The sequence below is a fragment of the Xanthomonas cannabis pv. cannabis genome (assembly GCF_000802365.1).
Taxonomy (GTDB): domain Bacteria; phylum Pseudomonadota; class Gammaproteobacteria; order Xanthomonadales; family Xanthomonadaceae; genus Xanthomonas; species Xanthomonas cannabis.
On record NZ_JSZE01000017.1, the window covers coordinates 1 to 19,429 of the forward strand.

Below are 19,429 nucleotides of genomic sequence, written 5' to 3' on the forward strand. Positions count from 1 at the left end.
TGACCTCCTCCCTATAACTTGGACCAGCCAGAACTAGAAAATTCGGCGACACTCAGGCCCAAGGAGGCCCGTCGCCATGAAGAAGTCGAAGTTCACCGAAGAGCAGATCGCGTTCGCCCTGAAGCAGGCCGAGACCGGTACCACGGTCGAGGAGATCTGCCGCAAGATGGGTATCAGCCAAGCGACGTTCTACGCGTGGCGCAAGAAATTTGGCGGTCTCGGCATTGCCGAACTGCGTCGGCTACGCCAGCTTGAGGAAGAGAACCGCAAGCTCAAGCAGCTGGTGGCCGATCTGAGCCTGGACAAGGTCATGCTGCAGGACGTGCTATCAAAAAAGTTCTGAGGCCCGCGCAGCGCAAGACGCTCGTGGGCCATCTTGTCGATCGGTATCGCGTTGGGGTTCGTCGAGCCTGCACTGTCGTCAAGCAGAGTCGTTCGGCGTTTTACTACCAGCCTCGGGACAATGATGATGCGCCACTGCTTCGACGGATCGAAGAGATCGCTGCAGTGCGGGTGCGTTATGGCTTTTGGCGGATCTACGTGCTGTTGCGGCGGGAAGGCTGGAAGGCCAACCACAAGCGTGTGTATCGGCTGTATTGCCAGGCTGGCCTTAACCTGCGGCGCAAACGTCCGCGCAGACGCAAGGCGGCGGCACATCGCCTGGAGCGCACGGTGCTGACTGCACCCAATCAGGTTTGGAGCATGGACTTTGTTGCCGACGCCTTATTCGACGGACGCCGCTTCCGGGCCTTGACCGTTGTGGACAACTTCACCAAGGAAAGTCTGGCCATCGAAGTGAATCAGAATCTCAAAGGCGAAGATGTCGTGGCAGTGATGGAACGCTTACGTTATCAACGTGACCTGCCGCAACGCATCCAGACCGACAATGGCAGCGAGTTCATCTCGATGGTGATGGACCGCTGGGCCTACGACAACGGCGTGACTATGGATTATTCCCGGCCCGGCAAACCGACCGACAACCCGTTCATCGAGTCGTTCAATGGCAGCTTCCGGGATGAGTGCCTCAACACGCACTGGTTCCTGTCGCTGGACGACGCCCGTGAGAAGATCGAAAACTGGAGGGTCGATTACAATCATTTCCGGACGCACTCATCGATCGGCGATGTCCCGCCAGCCGAGTTTGCCGCCCAATTCGCTCCCCCACCCAAAGCCGAATTCTCCAGTTCCGTTCGGACCTGATGTGGGGAGGAGGTCAGTGTCGTAGGACATGCTGGACTCCTTTTGTATTTTGGAATCCGTCACCCAGACGCCAATCGGGGTGACGGACGGTGCGCGGTTGGCGTGCCGGCCAAAAGGAACCGGTGGGCCTTGCGGCCCCCGCGCACCGCCCGCCATAAAGCTGGCCGGCATGCACCCGCGGCGATGCGGGCGATAAAAAAGCGCCGTGCATCGATCGATGGGCGCTGGTGCGCCTTTTGGTTCGGAACGCCAATTCCGGTCGCCGATTGTGCGGCGACGCCCAAATACTCGCTCCGGCTCACGGCGCGTGTCAACGGGAAAGCGTTGGAGTCGGCGTAGCTCATTTCGAGAATCTCCGGCACGACGTGGTCGTGCCTGACGCTCTTTCAGCCTGGACGCTGTAGCCAGCGGGCGAGCACGCGCGTCGCAGCTCACGCAGAGAGCCGTGTCGCCCAATCTCTTGTGCCAAGCGTTGGCCGAAGCGCCCGTCTGCCGCTAACGGCTGTCACGCGCAACGCTTGTCATGCTGTCGTGGCTAAGCCACCGAGGTCGTTGAAGGTTGATTACGGCGTCCGGCTAGGACAGGGTAGGTCATTGGATATGGGTCCATACGGTACTGTTTCGTACAAATAGGAGCTTGCCATGGTCAACATTCCCACCCGCTTCGACCTGCGCTTGAACCCTGCCGACAAGGCGCGCATTTCCCGTGCTGCCGATCTGCGTGGCATGTCGCTTTCGGATTTTGTGCGTGATGCAGTCATGCGCGAGGTGGAGAGCGTCATGGCCGCTGAGTTGACGGTGACGTTGTCGGTGGAGGAATCCAAGCGATTCCTGAAAGCATTGGACGCACCCTTCCAGCCCAATGCCAACTTGGACAAGGCACTCTCCCGCGTTGCGCAGGGCTGAGTGCGTGTTGATCGTTGAGTAGCTCCGTACAAAGCGGCGCGACCGCAATAGCTTTAGCTGCAAGGAGCCGACACTGGATGCTTATCTGCGGCGGCAGGCGGTGCAGCACCATCGCGATGGCATCAGCACGACCCGTGTCCTGGTGGATGATGAGGTTGCTGGCAACATTCTGGGCTACTCCACCTTGCCAGCAGCTCAGCTCTTGCTGACAGCGTTACAGGAGCAGGATCGCAAGCGCCTGCCCAACGACCCGGTGCCCGCGATCCGGATGGGGCGCTTGGCGGTTTCATCAGCAGAGCAGGGTAAGGGGCATGGGGATTCCTGCTGGCACATGCGGTCGCTCGCTGATTGGGTCTGTTGCTTGCGGGTGGCAGGTGAGACAGCGAAGCGGTTTGACAGCCGGCATGAACGCACCGGGGCGGGCGAGAGGGCTTTTACGCGCGCAGCAACCACCTGGTGCGGCCGCGGCGGCGTCGCGGCGTGTCCTGGTTGGGTGTGGTGCCGATGGCCGGGCGGCGCAGATGCGACGGTGGCAGGCAGATCAGCACGCAGGGGGTCTTGGCCAGGGTGGCCTGCAGCGAGGAGCGCCAGACACCGCGGCGGACGACAGCGTCGTGTTCGACGACGAGCACGTCGGCACAGGCGCGCTTGAGCAGGCCGGCGATCTCGCGGCGTGGGTTGCCCACGGCCACATGCAGCCGCACGCGCAGGTCATCATCGTGCAGTTGCAGGGCCAGGTCACTGAGCCAGCTGGCAGCTGCGGCTTCGGTCAGGGGCTTGTCGTTGAACAGGCTGTCCACCAGCAGGCCTTCGCTGATGTCCGGCATGACGTGCAGCAGGTGCAGGTCGGCGCCGCGACGGCGCGCCATGGCGGCGGCATCGCGCAATGTGTCGAGACTGGTCTCGCGGCCGGTGATCCAGCAGGCGACATGGCCGCCGCCCGCGCCGTCGCGCGGGATGGCGTCGGCGTAGGGAAGGGTGAGCATGGGGGTGGCGACGCGTTCGAGCACGCGTGCACGCAGCGAGACATGCAGTGGCCGTGGCAGCCCAGTGCGTTCGGACGGCGGCATGATCAGCAGTGCGTCGTCGCGGCTGCGGCAGAACGAGACGATGCCGGCGGCGGCCGGGCCGCTGGCAAGCGCGCGCTCGCAGCCCGGATAGTTGGAGGCTTCGGCAAAGAACGCGTCCAGCGATTGCTGGGCCTGCGCGCGCTTGCCCTTGGCATGCACGTGCAGGATGGTGAGGCGGGCGTGCAGGCGGTCCACCAGTTGCGCCACGGTGGGAATGGCCGCGTGGCAGGTTTCGGAAAAGTTGGTCGCAAAGATCAGGTGGGTTGGCGTGGTCTGCATGGCACTCTCCGTTGTCAGTAGATGAAGCCGTCGATGGCGCGCACTTCGCGCAGTGGCACGCGCTGGCCCAGCATTTCGCGCAGTGTCAGCTCGATGCCGCGCGACAACGCGGTCATCGGGGTGTCGTGCACGGTATTTTCGAATGGGTCTTCAATGGCGCTGCTGGCGCTGTCGATGGCGATCAGGGTGAAGCTGATCAGGACCGAGGCGATCGGCATGGCCAGGCCCATGCCGGCGATCAGGCCCAGTGGCACCAGCCAGCAATACATGTTCACCAGCGTCCTGGGCAGCGATGAAAACTGCCGCGGCAACGGGGTGTTCTTGATGCGCTCGCAGGCGCCCTGGATATTGGCCAGCCCAGTGAGGTTGGCGTCCAGCGACGACCAGCGCAGGCTGTCGAGCATGCCGTGGTCGCGCGCCTGCTGCAGCTGCTGGCCCAGGCGCAGGGTGAGGGCGTTGGGGATGTTGGCGTAGCTGCGCAATGCGTCGGCACGTGCCTGCCCCAGCAGGCCGGTGAGTTCAGGGAAGGGATTCTGTCGGCGCAGGTGGCAGCGCAACGCATGGACGAAGGCGACCTGGTGGACGACGATGTCATCGCGCAGTGCGCGCTGGCGCGGGTCGTTGGGGTCCACATCCAGAGCGGTCAACGCCTGGCGTGCGATGGCACGCGAGGTATTGACCAGCGCGCCCCATAGCTGGCGTGCCTCCCACCAGCGGCCATAGGCCGCATTGGCGCGAAATGCCAGAAAAATAGTGAGCGCCGAGCCCAGTTGTGCCAGCGGCAGCGCTTCGATGGACAGCCAGTGCCAGTCGAAGAAGGTGTACAGCACGGCCACGGCACAGTCGAAGGCCAGCAGCACCAGCAGGCGCTTGTAGGTCTTGGGCCAGATGCGCCGCAACGGAAACGTATCGCGGGTGATCATGGGGGGGCAGCCAAGGTGGGGTGGCCGCATTACACCCGGCCTGCACGGTTGTGTCTGCCATCCTTGCGCCGGCATCGGACAGGCTGCAGGCGGTCCGAACGATGCGGCCGGGCTATCTTTCGATAGGGTGAAATCTGCGCCCCAGGCCGGCATGTTGTGGCGTTGAAAATGTGGCGAGGAACAAATTTGCAGCGCAAGTGCACCGGTGGGCGATGGACAGACTGAGGCTGCCATTCAAGTGGCGCGGGCAGGTGGTCAAACTCAATCGCGGCCCGACGCTGTGGGCATCATTGGCGATGCTGGCCTCGCTGGTGTGGGCCGAGTGGTATTCGCACCTGGGCGTCTCGCTGGGGCTGCTGTACATCCTGCCGGTGGTGTTGGCCGCCACGGTGTTGTCACGCCGCGATATCGTCATTGCCGCAATTGCCTGCGCCGTGCTGCGCGGGTTGTTCGTGACCGAGGAGACCCTGGTCGAACAGGCGCTGCGGTTTTTCATGGCCACGATCGCCTATGCCGGCTGCGGTCTGCTGGTGGCAGAGATCAGCCGCACGCGGCGGGTGATCCTTGCGCATTACGTGCAGCTGCGTGCCGAGCAGCGGCTACGCCGACGGCTGGAGCGGCAACTGCGCCTGCTGGCCGAAAGCAGCCCGGCAGCGCTGCTCACCGTGGCCGGCGACGGCCGCATCGTGGCCGCCAACCGGGCCGCGCACGAGATCCTGGACATGGCCGACGACGGTGGACTGGAAGGCCGCGCGGTGCGCGAGTTCCTGCCCTTGCTCGACGATGCGCTCAGCATGAGCGCCAACCTGGATGGCATGCGTACTTCGGCCAGCACCTGGGGCTGCCGCAGCGACGGCACCCGGTTTCCGGCCACCACCTGGTTCTCGGTCTACGAAGACAGCCAGGAGCGCCATCTGGCCGCGATCCTGGTCGATACCAGCGAGGAAGTGCGCGCGCGCGAGTCCGCGCATTTTGACGATGTGTTGAAGAACAACCGGCTGTTGGCCGGTGCGGTGTCGCACGAAATCCGCAACCTGTGTTCGGCCGCAGGCGTGGTCACCTCCAACCTGGCACGACATCCGGCTATCGGCGCAGACCCGGATCTGGCTGCGCTGCGCAGCCTGGTGGCGGCGCTGATGGAGCTGGCCTCGTTCAACCTGCGCCGGCAGCTGCCCGATGAGGTGCACGAAACGCGGCTGCAGACGCTGTGCAGCGAGCTGGACGTGATCATCCGCTCTGATTGGGAAGACATCGACGGCCAGCTGATCATCCAGATCCCGGCCGAGTTTCCGTCGCTGCAGGGCGACCGCCATGCATTGCTGCAGGTGCTGCTCAATCTGGCGCGCAATTCGTTGCGCGCGGTGCAGGGGCTGCCGCCGCAACGCCGGCAGTTGATCGTGAGTGCGCGCCTGGAGCAGGGCGGTGCGGTGGTGAGCGTGCGCGACACCGGGCCGGGCATCGCCGAGCCAGCCCGCCTGTTCCAGCCGTTCCGCAGCGACAGCGATGGCTCCGGGCTGGGGCTGTACATCTCGCGGGCACTGATGGCCAACCAGGGCGGCCTGCTGCGTTACGCGCCCGGCGGGCAGGGCGCGTGTTTCGAGCTGCATCTGCCGCTGGCGCATGCGCCGCATGCGGAGCTGCCCGATGGATGAGGCGCCGCGCCCACCGGTCCGGCTGTACCTGCTGGACGACCACACGCTGTTCCGCGAGGGGCTGCTGCGCCTGCTCGGCGCCGATGCGCGCTTCGAGGTGGTGGGCCAGTCCGGCGCGCTGGCGCAGGCCATCGTGCAGATCGCATCGCTGGCGCCGGACGTGGTGATCCTGGACTACGACATGGGCGAGTACAACGCGCTGGACTACATGCGCCGCCAGGCCGAGCAGGCGCGCCGCCCGGCCACGCTGGTGGTCACGGCCGGCCTGCCCGAGCGCGACGCGCTGGCCCTGATCCGCCTGGGCGTCTCCGGCATCTGCCGCAAGGATGTGTCTACCGATGAACTCATCGACAGCATCCATGCCGTGGCGATGGGCCGGGTGCTGATCGATCAGCGCTATCTGCAATCGCTGGTGGTGCAGGGCACCCAGGAAAGCCGCCCCAGTTTCACCGATCGCGAGCGTGAGGTATTGCGGGGGCTGTTGCGCGGGCAGTCCAACAAATTGATCGCACGTCAGCTGGGCAGCTCGGAAAGCGCGATCAAGGCAACCTTCCAGCAGCTGTTCAACAAGCTCGATGTGCGCTCGCGCAGCCAGTTGGTGATGGTGATCCTGCAGGATTACCGCGACCTGGTGTAACGGTGCCGCTGCACGGCCGCGAGGCGCTGTCGCGTGTGCGGATTCGAGCAGCGTGTCTGCTGGCGGCCGGCGGCCGGCGGCCGGCAGCCAGGGCAGGCCGACGTTGCTCACTTCGATGCATGCACAGGGCGCTCTACGCTGCCATGCCGTGCGAGATGAAGCGCCAAGCCGGCGGCAAGACTGCCAACCAGCGCTGCCGGAACCAGGAGAACCTGGAAGCCGAAGGAGCCGAAGGCCGTGGCGGTAAAGACGCCGCCTGCGAGAAATGCGGCCAGCACCAGGCTGCCCAATGACAGCCTGCGCCATGGCAGGGCATCGCCGCGCAGGCCTTGCCCCAGCAGCAAGCCCAGGTCGGTGAAAAAACCGGTGAGATGCGTGGTGCGGATCGCCGAGCCGTTGTAGAAGGTGGTCATCGCGTTCTGCAGGCCGCACGCCGCTGCCGCCAGGCAGCCACCCCAGCCATGGCCACTGCCGAGAAGCGCGCATGCGGCGAGCAGCAAGGCGGCCTGCACGCAGAGCAGGCCGACGTAACGCCACGAGAGGGCGCGCCCGCGCAGGACCAGCCCGACCAGCAGCCCGCCGCCCACGAAGCTGGTGACGATCGCGGCCAGTTCCGCGGCCAGGCGCCAGTGCCCGGCCCCCACAGCGAGCGCCCCAAGCGACGCTGTTCCGGTCAGATGGCTCAGCGCCTGGTGCTTGAATCCCAGATAGCCGGCAGCATTGACGATGCCGGCGGTGAATCCCAGCACGGTTGCCCCCAGCCAGACGCGCCGCGGCAGATACAGTCCCACGTTCCGCTCCTGTTCGACCCAGGCGCCTATCTTGCCAGCGTGGGCGCTGCGGGCGGCCCATGCCGCGTTCTTGGGCCTGCAGGCGAATGGGTCTGGTCTGCATCCGCGACGACAAACCGAAAGCACGTACGTCGCCGGGGCCGACATCTGCGCCGACCGACGCGGCACAGCGCTGCCGCCGGTGGCAACGCACTGCGAGGCCTGTGCGCCGCCAGACTGACTGACGGCCCAATCGCGGTGCTCAACCCGCTCAAGAACAGCTCGGTTGCTGCCGCTAGCGGGGTCTCCCCTGGAATCGAAGAGACCGCCATGTGGTTTGCCAAGACACCCAACACCGAGCAATGGGGCCGCGCCCTGGACACGCTGCTGCAGGCAGGCGCTCCGCAATGGCCGTCGGTGGTGCCCGAGGGCGTGGCCAGGCGCTTGTCCGAACAGTTGGCCACCCTGCAGCGCGAACGCGCGCAGGCGCAGGCAATGGCGCAAGACGCTACACGGGCACTGCAGCATCTGCAGGGGCGCTTTGACCTGGTCGCCGACGGCACCACCGATGGCCTGTGGGACATCGGCATCGTGGCCGGTGACCCGGGGCATGCGGACAACCCGGTGTGGTGGTCGCCGCAGATGCGCCGGCTGCTTGGCTTCACGTCCGAGCAGGACTTTCCCAATGTGCTCGACAGCTGGGTGCAGCGCCTGCATCCGGACGATCTGCAGCGCACCCTGGACGCCTTTGCGGCACACCTGACCGACCGCAGCGGCCGCACGCCCTACGACGTGGAAAACCGCATCCGCCTGAAGTCCGGCGAGTACCGGTGGTTCCGTGCCTTCGGTACGACCGCGCGCGATGCAGACGGCACGCCGTTACGCGTTGCCGGCTCCATTACCGACATCACCGAGCGGCGCAAGCGCGACCGCTTTCTGGATATCACCCTGACGCGCTTCGAGCTGGGCTCGCAGATGCTCAGCGACGGTTTGTGGGACATGAGCGTGATCGCCGGTGATCCGATCAACCCCAGCAACGAATTCTGGTGGTCGCCGCAGTTCCGTAACCTGCTCGGATTCGAGAATGAGCAGGAGTTTCCCAATGTGCTCGATAGTTGGGCCTCGCGGTTGCATCCGGAAGACAAGGCGCGCTCGCTCAATGCATTCGCGGCGCATCTGAACGACCGTAGCGGGCGCACCGGCTTCGATATCGAATACCGCCTGCAGCTGAAGAACGGTCAGTACCGCTGGTTCCGGGCGCGCGGCCTGACCAAGCGCGCAGCCGACGGCACGCCGCTGCGTGCGGTGGGCGCGTTGATGGATATCCAGTCCGGACGCCAGCTGGGCGAAGTGGCGCAGACCCTGAGTCAGGCCGCGGGCGAGATCGTGCAGAGCAACGACAACCTGTCCCGCCGCACCGAGCAGCAGGCCGCCGCACTGGAAGAGACGGCCAGCTCGATGGAGGAGATGACCAGCATCGTGCGCAAGAATGCCGAAGGCGCACGCCAGGCCAACACGCTGGCCAGCGGTGCGGCCAGCACGGCGCAGCAGGGCGGTGAGCTGGTCAATGGCGTGGTCGCCACGATGACGCAGATCGAGGCGTCATCACGCAAGATCGGCGAGATCATCACCGTCATCGACGGCATCGCCTTCCAGACCAACATCCTCGCCCTCAACGCAGCAGTCGAAGCGGCACGGGCAGGAGAGCAGGGCCGCGGGTTTGCCGTGGTGGCCTCGGAAGTGCGCAGCCTGGCGCAACGCTGCACCAATGCCGCCAAGGAGATCCGCGACCTGATCGCCGACTCCGGCGCAAAGGTGAAGCAGGGCGCCGAACAGGTGGCGGTGGCGGGCCAGACCATGCAGGAGCTGCTCGCGTCGGTGAGCCGGGTCAACCAGATCATGGGCGACATCGCCAATGCCAGCGCCGAGCAGAGCGCCGGTATCGAGCAGATCAACCAGAGCATCATCCAGATGGATACCGCCACCCAGCAGAACGCGTCGCTGGTGGACACCATGGCCGCGTCGGCACGCGCGCTGGAAGACCAGGCCTCGCTGCTGGTGCAGAGCGTGGCCGACCGTGGGCGCGGCACCGCTGCCAAGCCGGCGCTGGCGCTGGTGGGCTGATCGGGTGAGCGATTGCGGCGATGTGCGTGCGTTGCGCGCATCGTCGCCGGTGTCATCTGCGTGGCACGTCATGGCAAGGCTCGGTCACGCCGTGCCAAGCCTTGTAGTTGTACATGTCGTATCCAATGGCTCTCACGCCGCCAGCGCGCAGGTCACCGGTGTGGCGTCGCCACCGTCTGTCCGCGACGCTTGGCGTTAATACCATCCCAGATACAAGGTGGCGATTCCCCAGGTGTCGATGAGTCCATGCGCCACTACCAGCGCATAGAGGTTGCGCCCGGAGCGCAGATAGACAACGCCCAGCAGCGTGCCGACGATTCCTGTCAGCAGCACGCCGGAGATGCCTTGCGCGGCGTGCATCAGGCCAAACACCACGCCTGCGGCCAGCGCCGCAAGCAGCCGCCCGCCGCGATGGCGGCCCAGCATCTGATCGAGCTGGTGCAGCAGGAACGCGCGAAAGACCAGTTCTTCGCCCACTGCGGCACTGAGCCAGGCGCCACCAGCCAGCTGGATGGCCGCCGCCATGTTGCCGCGAAGCGCGCCGTAGGCGCTGTAGTCGGTCCGGGTTGCGGTCAACGTGTCGATGAGTGGCTGCACCACCGGATTGATCAGTCCGATGACCAACGCCACCAGCAACAGTGTCCAACCCAGCACGGCGCGAAACGCGGTTGGCGCCAGTCCGCACGCACGCGCCGAGCGCGTTTCGACCCAGACCAGCGCAAGACCAGCGACACCGACCAGAGGCATCCGCCACGGAAACGGCAGCCAAGGCACGTGCGCCAGGAACAGGATGGCCGCAACCATGACAAGCCGCGAAAGAGGATGCCGCAGCACGGCAAGGCCCGGTTGCACGGCAGGATGTGATGGATCTGGATGATGCATGCCTGATGACACGTTGAACGGTGTCATCGACGTTAGCGGCGACACGGCGTGCGCGTCGCATGCCAGAAGTGATGGTCGTGTCGCTGGCCCCTCAGCGCGGTTGCCTCGCCCGACGCATTGACCGGCAAAGGTCAGTGCATCGAGAAGTTGGCATCGCGGATGGACGTTGCACGGCCGCTGTCTGACCAGGGCGGCGCTTGCAGACCAGGCGCCTGGAGATGCGCCGGGCGATGCGAAAAACTGACCGTCACCATTGGATTGCCCGAAGTCCTGCAGCGATGAACAGCCGCAAGCAGCACATCGGACCCGCGCCTCGCTCCACTGGTTCAATGGTCAGCAACATCATGTGATCGAGTCGGGCCGCACCGGTCGCGGCCCGGTCGAGGCCCATACACGCGCGCCGGCCCTAAAACTCCTGCCAGTTGCCGCCATCGGATGCAGCCACCGCCACGTGCGTCTGTTTGGTCGCGTGTCGGTTGGAGGTGACGGGGGCAGTCGTTTTTGCCTTGCGGCTGCCGGCCTTGCGCGCCGGTGCGACCGCCGCCAGTACGCGCGCTGGCCTGGTCACGCCGCCATCGACCTTGAACACTGCAACGGCCTCGGTCAGCTGCACGGACTGCTCCTCCATCGCGCGGGCAGCGGCGGTGGCTTCTTCCACCAGCGCAGCGTTCTGCTGCGTGGTTTCGTCCAGGCGATTGTTTTGCCAAACCCGCCAGTGCGGGCCGTGGCATCCGTCGGCCAAGCCCATCGTGCCATGTCGATGGAGGAGGTGGATCGCTTGCTGATTTCTTCGAGCGCACACAATGCGCTGGCCGCCATTACTGGCGTAAAGGGCTCAGGCCGCTCCTGTGGACAGGTGCACTCCCGGCGCTTGGTCGCAGCCCGCCGTTGTCGGAGCGTCAGGCCAGGCTGACGTTCGACAGGGTCACCAGGCCCGTATTCGACACCTGGCACAAGGCCATCGACTGCCGGGCATAGTCATAGGCCGTGTCGCGGTCCGCAAACGCAGCACCGGGCAGGCAATGGCGACGCAGGGTAATGCCGCCGGGCCGGGACACCAGAAGCTCCGGCACGAACTTTCCATGCAGTGGGCAGACGTGGGCGGTGAGCAGATACTCGCCTACGTCCCGGACAGTCGGGGTATCCAAAAGCAAGCCCTCTTGAAGACAGCGGCCGCTGCTGACCGTGCAGCAGCGTCAGCGGATGAGCGCCCGGTAGCGAGCGCGACAAGGCCGCAGTATCGAAGGGAGGGGATGAAGGTTCTGTCGGCGTGGGTGAGCCCGCTTGCAGGGGGCGCCTATCGATCCACGTTGGGCGCTCGACATCGCAGTGCCTGGCGCATGCTGAAACGTTGCGCGTCAGTTGACCGGCGCCATGGCTGGCGCGTCGCTGACCGGGCTGGATGGCCGCAGTGGCCCGACCTTGATGAGGTGGTCGATGTTGTTGAGCTGCCCCATCTCCTTGAACCAGCTTGCTCCCCACTTGGCGTTCAGGCCCTTGGAGCGTAGCGACGACTGGATGCGTCGTGCCACCGAGAGCAGGCCGGATTCGCTGCTGCCCGGCAGGAACAGCGCGAACTCCCCATGCGCCAGCCGCGCCAGACTGTCCTGCGGCCGGGTGGCCTGTTTCAGCACGCCGATGGCCGCCATGACATCCTGCTCGGAGCCGAGCGGGTTTCCCGAGCTGCTGGTATCCAGATCGAACAACAGCACGCCGCCCTGTTCGGTGCGATGGCGGTGATCCGCCGCTGCCTGAAGCAGCTCTCGGAAGGCACCGAGATCGTAGAGGCCGGCCAGCGTCTGTGTGTCGTCCACGGCCGCCGCATCTGCCGTGGGCTGCGGTAGCGCTCCGAGGTGCTGGGCCCAGGAGCCGGCCAGGACGCGCCCGAAGGTCTCCACCAGCGGCAGGAGATGCTCGACCTTTCCCTCCACGACGCGGTCGTCCAGGCCGCACAACATGCCCTCCACCCTGCCGGGGATGCGGATGGGAACGCCCAGGTAACTTGCAATGCCGAGTCTGCTGGCCACCGGCGACTGCGCCAGGTGCTCGAACTTCTGCAGATCCGGTGCGAACTGCGGCCCGCCCATGACCATCATGCTGCGGCAGACTGATTCGGGCCAACTCAAGAACTGGTCCACCGCCAGGCCGAAGGACGCGTCCGTGCAGGCCCGGATGATCCAATGGTCGTTCTTGATTTCTGCAAGCACCCAGGTTTTCAGCGGTGTCAGCTCCGCAAGGCGCTGCAGCAGTTCCCCGGCAGTGTCGTCCAGGCCAGCGAAGGGCACCTGGGTTGTGAGTTCGTTGGCCATGCAGGCTTGCTCCATTGATTCAACCCATAGCGGCAGGATCGATCGGAGCTATAGCGGATGCACCCTCGACTTTATGAACCGAGCAGGCGTCAGTGCGCGGGAAGTGCGCGCATGCCCGATCGCTGGCGTCGTCGTCGTGTGCACCATGCGCTGCGCATTCACAGCGGGCGCATGAGCAGGGCAACGCTCAGGCCGATCATGAACACGGCGATCCCTGCATCGAGGACGCGCCAGGCCGGTGGGGCGCGGAAGACCGGCCTCAGCAACCTTGCACCGAAGCCGAGTGCGGTGAACCAGGTCACGCTCGCCAGGCAGGCGCCCACCGCGAAGAACCAGCGGTGCTGGCCGGCATAACCGGTGGAAATGCTGCCCAGCAGCACCATCGTGTCCAAGTAGACGTGTGGATTCAAAAACGTAAACGCCGCGCAGGTGAGCAGCACGCGATACGGGCCGGCTTGCGCTTCGGGTGCTTCGGACAGGCCGCCCGATCCGCGCCAGGCACGCCTGGCGGCGAGTACGCCATAGGCCGCCAGGAAACAGGCGCCGCCCACCCGCAGCACCTCTAGCAACCCGCCATAGCGGTGGACCAGTGCACCGATGCCGGCAACGCCAAGCACGATCAGCAGGATGTCGCCCAGGGCACAGACGGCCACCACGCGTGCAACGTACTGCTGCTTCAACCCCTGTCGCAGGACGAAGGCGTTCTGGGCGCCGATCGCGATGATCAGGCCGGCGCCGGCGAGGAAGCCGGCCAGCAGGGCAGTGATGGACATGTGGGGCACCGGTCTCAATGACAGGTGCCAGCATTGGCGCAGGCCGCGCATTAGACAAACGATCCATTCTTCTACAGCATTAGCGCTCCTAATGGAGCGCCACGATGATTCTCATGCATCCACAGCTTGCGGCCTTTTCGGCGGTTCTGGATGAGGGCAGTTTCGAGGCGGCGGCGCGTTACCTGTCCATTACCCAGTCGGCGGTTTCGCAGCGGATCAAGGCGCTCGAAGACCGGCTGGGCCAGATCTTGATCGTACGAGACGCGCCTTGCCGCCCCACTGCGGCGGGCGAGCAGTTGTTGCGCCGCGTGCGCCCATTGCAGGCGCTGGAGTCCGAAGTCGATGACGTGTTTGCGCGCTCGGAGAAACGTCGTGGCACCCAATCCATTGCAATCGCGGTCAATGGCGATTCGCTCGTCACCTGGGTGATCCCGGCCATTGCGGGGCTGCACGCCGCGCATGGCTATCTGCTGGATGTGCGGGTGGATGATCAGGACCACACGCTGCGCCTGCTGCGCGACGGCACGGTGCTCGGCGCGGTGACATCCGAGCCTCGCCCCATCCAGGGCTGCAACGTGCATGCGCTGGGCGTGATGCGGTACGTGGCGATCGCTTCGCCGGCATTTGCAGGCCGACACTTCGCTGACGGCGTGTCGGCCGCGTCGCTGGCGCGGGCGCCATTGCTGGCCTTCAACCGCAAGGACGACCTGCAGGCACGATTCATCCGGCATGTCACACGTGCCAGGGTGCAGCCACCGGTTCATTACCTGCCCACGTCCACCGGCTTCGTCCGCGCCGCTGCCAGCGGGATGGGCTGGTGTCTTGCGCCGGATGCACTGGCATCACCCTCCGTGGATGCCGGGGATGTGGTGTTGATCTCGCCCACGCTTCATATCGATGTGCCGCTGTACTGGCAGTATTCGGCGGTCAGGTCCAGCACGCTCCAGCACATCACCAGCGCCATCCGCGACGCCGCCGCCACGGTGATGCATTCGAAAAAGGCACGCAGTTCCACCGTGCGCCGTTGAGCCATCCTTCCGGACGATACCCACATGCACGCTCTGCGCATCAGCACGACACTGCCGATATCGGCATGGATGTCGTGCATGGCGACCTCGCCGTCCACACGCCTGCGTCATGAGGCCGGTGCCGGTGTGCAGTCGCACTGCAGCGTTTGCCGGTGCGTGGTGGTGACCCCGCGTGCGCGACTGCGGCGATGATTACGTCCAGAAGTCATGGTGCCGCCCAGCACACGTGGCGCGCGGATGGCTGCGGCAAAGTGGTCGTGCGTCAGCGCATGGCGACGCAGGGTACGCAACGACCACCACCAGGAGAGCACGGATGGCACAGCGGGACAGATCTTGGTGGCGTTGGGGGATGCCGTTGCTGGGTATGCTGGTCGCCATCGCGCAACTGGCGTGGGAGTACAGCCACGGCGGCGTGCGTAGCCATCACCTGCTGAACCGCGCAGACCTGCCTGCCATCTCCAACTGGTGGGGGCTGCTCAGCTTGCCGCTGGTGGGCTGGCTTGCCGTCAGCGTGGTGGCAGGCCGGGCCGCTGGCGATGGTGCGGTGTTCCGTAACGCGGTGGCAGGCGCGGTCGGCGCGTGGGCGGCTGGCGGGTCGCTATCGGTCGCCTTCGTGCTCGGCAACGAATCGGTCGCGTTCGGTGTGCTGGTGACGCTGCTGCTGTGCGCAGTGGTGGTCCGCGCGTACCGTGCCGAATATCTGTTCGGCTTCGTGTTGGGCATGACCTTCGTGTTTGGCGCGGTGCTGCCCTGCATCGTCTTTGTGGCGATCGCCAGCGTCTCTGCAACTGCCCATTTTGCACTGTGGCCGGCGCTGCGGCGGCTGATGGGTAAGACGCGCCGGCGTCAACCGCAGGTCCAGGGCGGCGCCATGCGCGACTGATCACGGCCCGACCGATCGTCGCCGTCGCCGTGCCAGGCCTACCGGTTGAAGGGGGAACGTGCAGCGGCTGTGCCGTTGGTGCTGCCGTGCAGGACTGCACCCGCACCGGTGCCTTCGATCCGCGCGTATGTCCGGGCCATCCCGGGTGATCGCATCGCCAGCGGACTACGCCTGCGCGGGCTGCTGCCTGTCCGGACCAGGCTGCCCGCGCCGATCCTGGTCGTCATGCATCTGTCTGCGCGCGGCGATGGCATGGGCAGCATGGTGCGTCGCGTCGCGCCGCAGTTCACCGTACACGTGGCTGAAGACGGACAGGTGCTGCTACCAGGGCACATCTATGTGGCGGTGCCGGATCGGTATTTGATGCTCAACGGTGAGCGCCTCGCCCTGGGCGTAGGGCCGCGCGAGAACATGTCGCGTCCGGCCATCGATGCGTTGTTCCGGTCGGCCGCACTCGCGTTTGGCCCGCGCGTGGTGGGGGTGTTGCTGTCCGGCATGCTGGGCGCCGGCGCCGCCGGGCTGGAGGCGATCCAGGCCTGCGGTGGTGCGGTGGCAACAGCTGTCACTATTGCGGCGCACGGATGCCCTGCGTGGCATCCCCTCAGGTCAGCCGGGCTCGTGCACACTAGTGCAGCAACTGGCGTCGGCACGGCCGATGCGCTGATCTGGCGAACACTCCTGGCATGCAGACACATTCTCACGACCACACACAAACTTCGCCCGCCCCCGGCGCGTTGGTGCGCCGACCTGTGGACTGGCTACGCCGGCAGTTACGTGTCAACGACCTGTGGTTCATTGGGTTGGCGGCCCTGGTCGGGTTACTCGCTGCGGCGTTGATGGTGGTGCAGTCCGGTATTGCGCACGGCATGCAGGCTTGGCTGTATGGGCTTGGTCCGGACGCGCGGCTCAGCACGGCCGACTCGATCACCGCCACGCAGCTGCTGGCGTTGCCGCTGGGCGGGCTTTTGGTGGGCATGGTGGTTGTGCTGGCGCGTCGGCGCAAACGCCCGCTGGTGGATGCGGTGGAAGCCAATGCATTGCATGGTGGGCGTATGTCGATGCGCGACAACCTGATCGTCGCAGTGCAAACCTTGCTGTCCAATGGCTTCGGCGCGTCGGTAGGCCTGGAGGCGACCTACACGCAGATGGGGTCCGGCGCCGGCTCGCAGCTGGGTCGTGTACTGCGGGTGCGCCGTGCGGATATGCGCACCCTGGTGGGCGCTGGTGCAGCCGGAGCGATTGCCGGCGCCTTTGGAGCACCGCTGGCGGGCGCATTCTATGCTTTCGAGATCGTGATCGGTGCCTACACGCCGTCGGCGCTGGCTCCGGTGGCCGCCGCAGCGCTGGCTGGCGCCTTCATGGCCAATGCGCTCGGTGCCGCGCCCTATTCGTTACCAGCGGCGGTGGCCTACCAGCTGCAGCCGCGCGACTACGCAATCTATGTTGCGCTCGGATTGGTCTGCGCATTGATCGGTATCGCCGTCATGCGTCTGGTGGCCGGCATCGAGCGCGGCGTGGGGCGACTCGCGCTGCCGTTGTGGGGGCGCCCTGTCATTGGAGGATTGCTGCTGATTCCGCTGGCACTGTATTCGCCACAGGTGCTGTCATCTGGCCATGGCGCCCTGCATCTGGATCTGACCAGCAGCGCTACCTTGCAGATGCTCGCGACGCTGCTGGTGCTCAAATGCCTTGCGTCCGGGATTTCGCTGGGTTTCGGCTTCCGCGGTGGCCTGTTCTTCGCATCATTGTTCATGGGCTCGTTGGTCGGCAGCTTGTTTGCGGTGGGCGTGAACCTGTTGCTGGGCGCCGCGGTGGTGGACCCCACCAGTGCCTCCCTGGTCGGAATGGCGGCACTGGCCGCGGCGATCGTAGGTGCGCCGATGACCATGGCGATGCTGATTCTGGAAGGCACGCATGACTTTGTGCTGGCCAGTGCGGTGATGGCGGCGGTGTTGGTGGCAAACACCGTGGTACGCCAGGTATTCGGTTACTCGTTTTCGACCTGGCGGCTGCATCTGCGCGGCGAAAACATCCGCAGCGCACGCGATGTGGGCTGGGTACGCCATCTATCGGCAGGCAAGATGATGCGCAAGGATGCCAACCATACTGCGCACGACATCAGCGTGGGCGAGTTCCGGCGGCGTTTTCCGCTGGGCTCGACCCAGCGCGTGGTGCTGGAAGATGCGTCCGGCCGCTATGCCGGTGTGGTGCCGCTGGCAGCGTTGTATGCCGATGGCGTACAGCTGGACGCTCCGGTGAGCAACTACGCCAAGCACCGCGATGCAGCGTTGCTGGCGCAGACCGACATCGTGGCGATCATGAAGGTCTTCGACGCGACGCAAGCCGACGAACTGGCCGTGATCGATGTCGATCAACACGTGCTGGGCGTGTTGTCCGAAGGATTTGTGCGCAAGCGTTATGCCGAAGAGCTGGAAAAGCGCGAGCGCGAATTGATGGGCGAGCGGGTCATCGGCGACGACTGATGCGCAAGGCAGGCGTGATCAGCCGATCGTTCCCGCGATTGGTGGGGAAGGCGTGAGCGCCTGGCCACGCAACCAGTGACCCAATCCCGGCACCCCCGCACGCCAACCCTGTGCGGCCGACTACCGCCGCTATGCGGACCTGTTGCGCGGCGTGCTGCTGGGTTCGTTGAAGCCGACGTTGGCCGCTGACAACGGCCAGACACGCCAGCGTGAGGCGGTTGCCGACCACACGGTCATGGGCACGCTCGATGATGAGCGCCCATCGAGACGATGAGCGTCCATGGAGCCAGGCGGGTTGTGCCGACCGGAGTGACGCGCAGTAGGTGGCGTGTGGCGATGCGGAGTTTGTGCAGTGTCCTGTCTGATGCGAGGGGTACCCGGCAGAGGCGACGCTCGGTAGCGGCTGCTTGCTGCAGATATATGTTTCATATACGTTGCGTATATTCGCGATCAGGAGCTTACCGATGGGCATCGTCAATATCGACGACGATCTGCATGACCAACTGCGCCGCGCCTGTACGGTGAGCAGCCGGTCGATCAATGCGCAGGCCAATTTCTGGATCAAGGTCGGCATGCTGTGCGAGATGCATCCGGCGATGTCGTTCCAGGACATCGTGGCGCAGGAGTTGCGCGCGGCAGGGGTGCGGCCACAGGCCTTGAAGCCGCAGGTTCTCAAGCCCGGACGGGCATGATCAAGCAGCCGGAAGAGGTCGCAGCGATGGCCACGGCCGGCCAGCTGCTGGCGCAGGTGTTTCATGCGCTGGACCAGGTGCCGCTGGAAGGACGCAGCACGCTGGAACTCAATGCGCTGGTCGAGCGCATGATCGTGCAGGAGCTGGGTGCGCGGCCCGCCAGCAAGGGCCAATACGGCTTCGAGTACGTGCTCAACGCGTCGATCGACGATGTGGTCTGCCATGGTGTGCCATCGGCCGATGACGTGTTGCGCAGCGGGCAGATCGTCAACCTGGATATCACGCTGGAAAAGCACGGATTCATCGCCGATTCCAGCACTACCTATCTGGTGGGCGAGGTGTCCTATGCCGCCAGGCGGCTGGTGCATGCAGCGTACCGGGCGATGTGGAAGGGCATTGCCGCGGTGCGGCCGGGGGCGCGCGTGGGCGATATCGGGCATGCCATTGCCCGGCATGCGCGCGAGCACGGTTACAGCGTGGTCAAGGACTACTGCGGGCACGGCATCGGGCGGCAGATGCACGAAGAGCCGCAGATCCTGCATGACAGCCGCCCGGGCACCGGCCTGCCCCTGCAGGAGGGCATGGTGTTCACCATCGAGCCGATGATCAATCAGGGACGTGCGGCGATCCGCTCGCAGCCGGACCAGTGGCCGGTGTACACGCGCGACGGCAAGCTGTCGGCGCAGTTTGAACATACCGTGGCAGTCACGCGCACCGGTGTGCGTGTGCTGACGTTACGGCCCGGCGAAACACCGCTGTGCCCGGTGGGGTGAGACCGCCGACCGCGCCAGGGCAGGTCGCCTCGGCCGGCGCAACCC

19 protein-coding genes are annotated in these 19,429 nt (G+C 65.6%); 11 read left to right on the plus strand and 8 right to left on the minus strand.

All coding sequences use genetic code 11. The features are described 5' to 3' along the window. The first annotated feature begins 76 nt into the window (after window positions 1-76). Both OZ10_RS04120 and OZ10_RS04125 read left to right on the plus strand, forming a co-directional pair. A protein-coding gene (locus OZ10_RS04120; protein WP_425598925.1) for an IS3 family transposase occupies window positions 77-1,200 on the plus strand; the annotation gives its coding sequence in 2 pieces (ribosomal slippage) (window positions 77-338 and window positions 338-1,200; 1,125 coding nt in all). Window positions 1,201-1,842: 642 nt separating this feature from the next. Next, entirely contained in the window at window positions 1,843-2,106 is a 264-nt protein-coding gene (locus tag OZ10_RS04125) for a type II toxin-antitoxin system TacA family antitoxin (protein ID WP_039405961.1), read from the plus strand. Window positions 2,107-2,540: 434 nt separating this feature from the next. On the opposite strand, the gene OZ10_RS04130 is transcribed toward OZ10_RS04125, so the two are convergent. Beyond that, window positions 2,541-3,455, minus strand: coding sequence for a universal stress protein (locus OZ10_RS04130; protein WP_228890624.1), 915 nt, complete (start codon window positions 3,453-3,455; stop codon window positions 2,541-2,543). Window positions 3,456-3,469: 14 nt separating this feature from the next. Next, window positions 3,470-4,378, minus strand: a complete 909-nt coding sequence (locus tag OZ10_RS04135) for a bestrophin family protein (RefSeq protein WP_039405958.1) — start codon at window positions 4,376-4,378, stop codon at window positions 3,470-3,472. A 212-nt stretch (window positions 4,379-4,590) separates the two neighbouring features. On the opposite strand from OZ10_RS04135, the gene OZ10_RS04140 reads away from it, so the two are divergent. Further along, window positions 4,591-6,030 (plus strand): sensor histidine kinase, encoded by a 1,440-nt coding sequence (locus OZ10_RS04140; RefSeq protein WP_039405957.1) that lies wholly within the window; start codon window positions 4,591-4,593, stop codon window positions 6,028-6,030. Then, window positions 6,023-6,667, plus strand: coding sequence for a LuxR C-terminal-related transcriptional regulator (locus OZ10_RS04145; protein WP_039405954.1), 645 nt, complete (start codon window positions 6,023-6,025; stop codon window positions 6,665-6,667). The genes OZ10_RS04140 and OZ10_RS04145 overlap by 8 nt, the downstream gene beginning before the upstream one ends. 107 nt (window positions 6,668-6,774) lie before the next feature. Here the strand turns inward: OZ10_RS04145 and OZ10_RS04150 are convergent, their stop codons facing one another. Continuing rightward, window positions 6,775-7,605 carry a YoaK family protein gene (locus OZ10_RS04150; protein WP_081419294.1) on the minus strand — a complete coding sequence of 277 codons (831 nt, stop codon included), beginning with the start codon at window positions 7,603-7,605 and terminating at the stop codon, window positions 6,775-6,777. A 162-nt stretch (window positions 7,606-7,767) separates the two neighbouring features. On the opposite strand from OZ10_RS04150, the gene OZ10_RS04155 reads away from it, so the two are divergent. After that, window positions 7,768-9,561: a methyl-accepting chemotaxis protein gene (locus OZ10_RS04155; RefSeq protein WP_039405947.1), complete on the plus strand. Its 1,794-nt coding sequence runs from the start codon at window positions 7,768-7,770 to the stop codon at window positions 9,559-9,561. 195 nt (window positions 9,562-9,756) lie between these two features. Here OZ10_RS04155 and OZ10_RS04160 read toward each other — a convergent pair whose 3' ends face one another. From OZ10_RS04160 to OZ10_RS04180, 5 genes are all read right to left on the minus strand, one after another. Next, window positions 9,757-10,308, minus strand: coding sequence for a CPBP family intramembrane glutamic endopeptidase (locus OZ10_RS04160; protein ID WP_039405993.1), 552 nt, complete (start codon window positions 10,306-10,308; stop codon window positions 9,757-9,759). A 541-nt stretch (window positions 10,309-10,849) separates the two neighbouring features. Then, the gene (locus tag OZ10_RS04165) at window positions 10,850-11,191 is read right to left on the minus strand and encodes a hypothetical protein (protein WP_039564007.1); all 342 of its coding nucleotides are present in this window, start codon (window positions 11,189-11,191) and stop codon (window positions 10,850-10,852) included. A 151-nt stretch (window positions 11,192-11,342) separates the two neighbouring features. Beyond that, window positions 11,343-11,591, minus strand: a complete 249-nt coding sequence (locus OZ10_RS22030; RefSeq protein ID WP_039405992.1) for a hypothetical protein — start codon at window positions 11,589-11,591, stop codon at window positions 11,343-11,345. A 210-nt stretch (window positions 11,592-11,801) separates the two neighbouring features. Further along, on the minus strand, window positions 11,802-12,752 hold the full coding sequence (locus tag OZ10_RS04175; RefSeq protein ID WP_039405989.1) for a nucleotidyl cyclase domain-containing protein: 951 nt from the start codon (window positions 12,750-12,752) through the stop codon (window positions 11,802-11,804). 158 nt (window positions 12,753-12,910) lie between these two features. Further along, a complete protein-coding gene (locus OZ10_RS04180) occupies window positions 12,911-13,525 on the minus strand; it encodes a LysE/ArgO family amino acid transporter (RefSeq protein WP_039405944.1) in 615 nt (204 codons plus the stop codon). A gap of 104 nt (window positions 13,526-13,629) precedes the next feature. Between OZ10_RS04180 and OZ10_RS04185 the strand changes: the two genes are divergently transcribed. The 6 genes from OZ10_RS04185 (at window position 13,630) to map (ending at window position 19,384) form a co-directional block, all read left to right on the plus strand. Continuing rightward, window positions 13,630-14,553, plus strand: a complete 924-nt coding sequence (locus tag OZ10_RS04185) for a LysR family transcriptional regulator ArgP (protein WP_039405942.1) — start codon at window positions 13,630-13,632, stop codon at window positions 14,551-14,553. 349 nt (window positions 14,554-14,902) lie between these two features. Next, window positions 14,903-15,436, plus strand: a complete 534-nt coding sequence (locus tag OZ10_RS22675) for a hypothetical protein (RefSeq protein ID WP_039405940.1) — start codon at window positions 14,903-14,905, stop codon at window positions 15,434-15,436. A gap of 108 nt (window positions 15,437-15,544) precedes the next feature. After that, a complete protein-coding gene (locus OZ10_RS22800) occupies window positions 15,545-16,273 on the plus strand; it encodes a chemotaxis protein CheB (protein ID WP_236726797.1) in 729 nt (242 codons plus the stop codon). After that, window positions 16,174-17,919 (plus strand): chloride channel protein, encoded by a 1,746-nt coding sequence (locus OZ10_RS04200; RefSeq protein WP_236726796.1) that lies wholly within the window; start codon window positions 16,174-16,176, stop codon window positions 17,917-17,919. The genes OZ10_RS22800 and OZ10_RS04200 overlap by 100 nt, the downstream gene beginning before the upstream one ends. A 464-nt stretch (window positions 17,920-18,383) precedes the next feature. Next, window positions 18,384-18,611, plus strand: coding sequence for a ParD-like family protein (locus OZ10_RS04205; RefSeq protein WP_039405934.1), 228 nt, complete (start codon window positions 18,384-18,386; stop codon window positions 18,609-18,611). Beyond that, a complete protein-coding gene (map, locus tag OZ10_RS04210; RefSeq protein WP_039564008.1) occupies window positions 18,608-19,384 on the plus strand; it encodes a type I methionyl aminopeptidase in 777 nt (258 codons plus the stop codon). The genes OZ10_RS04205 and map overlap by 4 nt, the downstream gene beginning before the upstream one ends. The last annotated feature ends 45 nt before the right edge of the window (window positions 19,385-19,429 follow it).

What these genes read in the sequence shown, in the direction of transcription:
- OZ10_RS04125 (WP_039405961.1), top strand. Translation starts at nt 1,843, where the DNA reads ATGGTCAACATTCCCACCCGCTTCGACCTGCGCTTGAACCCTGCCGAC.
- OZ10_RS04130 (WP_228890624.1), bottom strand. Translation starts at nt 3,455, where the DNA reads ATGCAGACCACGCCAACCCACCTGATCTTTGCGACCAACTTTTCCGAA.
- OZ10_RS04135 (WP_039405958.1), bottom strand. Translation starts at nt 4,378, where the DNA reads ATGATCACCCGCGATACGTTTCCGTTGCGGCGCATCTGGCCCAAGACC.
- OZ10_RS04140 (WP_039405957.1), top strand. Translation starts at nt 4,591, where the DNA reads ATGGACAGACTGAGGCTGCCATTCAAGTGGCGCGGGCAGGTGGTCAAA.
- OZ10_RS04145 (WP_039405954.1), top strand. Translation starts at nt 6,023, where the DNA reads ATGGATGAGGCGCCGCGCCCACCGGTCCGGCTGTACCTGCTGGACGAC.
- OZ10_RS04150 (WP_081419294.1), bottom strand. Translation starts at nt 7,605, where the DNA reads ATGTCGGCCCCGGCGACGTACGTGCTTTCGGTTTGTCGTCGCGGATGC.
- OZ10_RS04155 (WP_039405947.1), top strand. Translation starts at nt 7,768, where the DNA reads ATGTGGTTTGCCAAGACACCCAACACCGAGCAATGGGGCCGCGCCCTG.
- OZ10_RS04160 (WP_039405993.1), bottom strand. Translation starts at nt 10,308, where the DNA reads ATGCCTCTGGTCGGTGTCGCTGGTCTTGCGCTGGTCTGGGTCGAAACG.
- OZ10_RS04165 (WP_039564007.1), bottom strand. Translation starts at nt 11,191, where the DNA reads ATGGGCTTGGCCGACGGATGCCACGGCCCGCACTGGCGGGTTTGGCAA.
- OZ10_RS04175 (WP_039405989.1), bottom strand. Translation starts at nt 12,752, where the DNA reads ATGGCCAACGAACTCACAACCCAGGTGCCCTTCGCTGGCCTGGACGAC.
- OZ10_RS04180 (WP_039405944.1), bottom strand. Translation starts at nt 13,525, where the DNA reads ATGTCCATCACTGCCCTGCTGGCCGGCTTCCTCGCCGGCGCCGGCCTG.
- OZ10_RS04185 (WP_039405942.1), top strand. Translation starts at nt 13,630, where the DNA reads ATGATTCTCATGCATCCACAGCTTGCGGCCTTTTCGGCGGTTCTGGAT.
- OZ10_RS22675 (WP_039405940.1), top strand. Translation starts at nt 14,903, where the DNA reads ATGCCGTTGCTGGGTATGCTGGTCGCCATCGCGCAACTGGCGTGGGAG.
- OZ10_RS04205 (WP_039405934.1), top strand. Translation starts at nt 18,384, where the DNA reads ATGGGCATCGTCAATATCGACGACGATCTGCATGACCAACTGCGCCGC.
- map (WP_039564008.1), top strand. Translation starts at nt 18,608, where the DNA reads ATGATCAAGCAGCCGGAAGAGGTCGCAGCGATGGCCACGGCCGGCCAG.